Below are 3,080 nucleotides of genomic sequence, written 5' to 3'. Positions count from 1 at the left end.
AGTTATAAATGATTTGAAATCCGAATGTAAACTTTTACCCATTAGCTTACATTCGTTTCACCTAAAATATTGAATCCATCCAAAATCCCATAATATCCTCGAAATACAAAGCAAAAATGTACATTCAAAATGCTGTGTTGGTGTGCAGGATTTTTTCTTATTCAGCAATCGGGCCATATTCTTGAATAAAGAAGGAATTTATATGAACAATCTTAAAATTGTAATTCATTTCAGAAAAGGTCATCGTTGTTAAATAAGGTACAAATATATAGTCCAACCAGTACCTGCCCATTATGTAATTCACTTAAAGGATATAAAGAATAAAAAGGCTCTAATATTGAATAAGAATATAAAGGGCGGAGCTTATTTGAAGACTTTTGAAGCTTTGTACTTTTATTTTTAAAACTAATATGCTTCATTTCTTAAGTGAGAAGGGAGAATGTCTTTTGAGCTTAAAACATGAGAAACATATGAGGTCAGAAATAGCTGATAAAACTTATTTGACTAAAGGATGGGGCTATGTTGCAGCTCTTGCACTGTTGCCGTATGCGATTTTAAAATCACTTTGGGCATGGGGATCAACGGTAGGACTTACAACAAAACAAGCTGTACAAAATGTAGCAGGGTTTGGTGATACCTTAAAAGAAGGATCTGCTTTTCTATATACGTTATATACCATCGGAATAGACTTCACAGCTATCTTGGCGATACTGGCATCTTTATTTGCTTTAGCTCTCGTGACTTCCTGGGGGGAGAAACTACCAAAATGGTTATTAATCATATTAGGATGGTCAGTTGGGGTGTTGACAGTTCTAATTAGCTTCTTGACAGCTCTTCAATTTTTAGGAATGCTTCCAAAAGGATACACCGAAGGGTTAGCCATTTGGGTGTATGTCGTAACGTACGGAGGATTGTTCTTGTGGGGAGTAACTGTATTTATAGCGACTCTGTCGTTCCAGCATCGGATTAAAAACAAACAGTCCCCAAAAAAAAGATATTTTAGGCAATAATTTACTTCGAGTGCTTATCTTGAATATCCTTTCAGTGTTGGTGTTCCGGGAAAATTTTCAACAATCGGGCCATATAACAGCATAACTTTTTCAGGTTAACAAATTAAAAACGTTAATGTGAAATGTATTTACTGAACAACCTAAAATTTTTCAGATAGTATGAAGTTTGTGAAAAAGGGTACTTGAAATTACTGGTATAATAATAAAAAATCATAAATAGAGGAATTCTATGAAATTTGTACTTATATTTGGTCCACAAGCAGTTGGTAAAATGACAGTAGGGCAAGAGTTAGTTAAAGTAACTGGATTGAAACTATTTCATAACCATATGACCATTGAATTACTTGAGCCCTTATTCAGCTTTAGCCCGGAAATGTGGAGGTTGTCAACTTTATTTAGAAAAGAAATATTCAAGGCAGTGGCTGAGAGTGAACTGGAAGGTTTGATCTTTACATATGTGTGGGCTTTTGATCAACAAGAGGATTGGGACTTCGTAGACCAGACATGTGAAATCTTTGAATCCCAGGGTGCCACTATTTATTTTGTGGAATTAGAAGCCGATATGGACGAGAGGCTGGAACGAAATAAAAGTCCGCATCGACTTGAGCATAAACCTACCAAAAGAAACGTTGATTGGTCGGAGAATGAACTAAGGGAATCAATGGAAAAATACAGATTGAACTCCCATAAAGGTGAAATTAAAAATGAGAACTACATAAAAATTAATAATACAAATTTGAGTGCTGCAGAAGTAGCTGAAATAGTGTCAAAAAGGTTTGAATTATAAAATCACGTGAATGATCTTCAATTATCGGGCGCGATTGTGGAGTAGCATAAATAGGAAATGATCAAACTTTTTTATAATCGTTTAACAAGATTATTAGTATCAATTTGATCAAACTTTATTTTAAATCTTATTTGTAATACAGATAATAGAAGAATAATTTCTAGACCATGGTGTTTATTTTGTGAAGTACAGGGTACATCCCTGCCAACTAAACCAGTACAACCGCCATAGTACGCTCATGTCAGCCTATAAAAATATTAAAGATGAGAACTTCAGATATTATATTTTAAAACAAAAAGCAGATGTATTTCATGCGATGAAGAGCTTTTTTAAAGAAGAATCAGGAGAGAAAATGGCATAACCCCTTTTGAAGGGGTTTATTTTTTTGTAAACTTTTTATTTTTTTAGTTGACAATGATAATGAAAATCATTATCATTTATTCGAGAATGATTACATTTTGATTTATATATTTCGGAGGAGATGTAAAGTTAAAAAAAATAAAAGAAAACATATAAATGCAATGTTAATAGCGGCGACGTTATCGTTACCGTTTGCTGTATATTCGACACCTGCTTTAGCGGCAGTAGCAATTGAGGCAAATAAAACTGGATATGCTTTAGAAAATGGTACATATGATGCTGTTATTAAAGCGTATAAAGATAAAACAAATGAAGAGTCCATGGCAGCTGTTTATATAAAGGATCCGAAATTAACAATCGAGAATGGAAAGAAAATCGTAACGGCAACGTTAAGTGATAGTGATTTCTTTCAATACTTGAAAACAGAGGATATTCATACTCCTGGTGTGTTTCATGATGTGAAAGTAATATCTGAGGATAAAAAGAAAAATGGGACGAAGGTTATTCAATTTGAAGTTGGAGAACTAGGAAAAAGGTATAATATGCAAATGCATATTTATATCCCAACAATGGGATATAACAATAAATATCAAGTACAGTTTGAAGTAAATACTTTAAATTTAGAAAATAATGTTCCAGAAAAGCAAAAGGAAAATAAAGAGGATAAAGTGGAACAACAAGAAAAAGTTGCGAATGTAATAGTTGATAAGAAATTACAACAGCATATTAATAAGTACAATTTAGATAGAAAACATATAAATGAACCTATAACGAAGGAAGATTTATTAAAGATTAAAACATTAACCATATATTCAGGTGAAGGAATAAATGAAATAGCTGGTTTAGAATATATGACAAACTTAGAGAAGTTGACATTAAGAGAGTCTAACGTAACAGACATATCTGTTATCTCAGAATTGAGA

The 3,080-nt window shown here is 32.7% G+C and carries 3 protein-coding genes and 1 pseudogene; all 4 read left to right on the top strand.

Going from position 1 to position 3,080, the window contains the following annotated elements; all coding sequences use genetic code 11:
- The first annotated feature begins 446 nt into the window (after positions 1-446).
- Complete coding sequence (locus AB3X48_RS20070) at positions 447-1,010, top strand: hypothetical protein (RefSeq protein WP_016102548.1); 564 nt, start codon at positions 447-449, stop codon at positions 1,008-1,010.
- A gap of 229 nt (positions 1,011-1,239) precedes the next feature.
- Positions 1,240-1,797 (top strand): ATP-binding protein, encoded by a 558-nt coding sequence (locus AB3X48_RS20065; RefSeq protein ID WP_087962992.1) that lies wholly within the window; start codon positions 1,240-1,242, stop codon positions 1,795-1,797.
- Between the two features lie 205 nt (positions 1,798-2,002).
- Positions 2,003-2,158 (top strand): annotated as a pseudogene (locus tag AB3X48_RS20060) (sporulation protein YhbH); the annotation flags it as partial.
- A gap of 160 nt (positions 2,159-2,318) precedes the next feature.
- On the top strand, positions 2,319-3,080 hold a 762-nt coding region (locus AB3X48_RS20055; RefSeq protein ID WP_367959859.1), incomplete at its 3' end, for an NEAT domain-containing protein.

Origin of the sequence: Bacillus sp. S4 (assembly GCF_040838205.1) — a bacterium.
Classification (GTDB): Bacteria; Bacillota; Bacilli; order Bacillales; family Bacillaceae_G; genus Bacillus_A; species Bacillus_A cereus_U.
The sequence above is the reverse complement of the archived record's forward strand: the minus strand, read 5'-3'. Positions and strand labels throughout refer to the sequence as shown.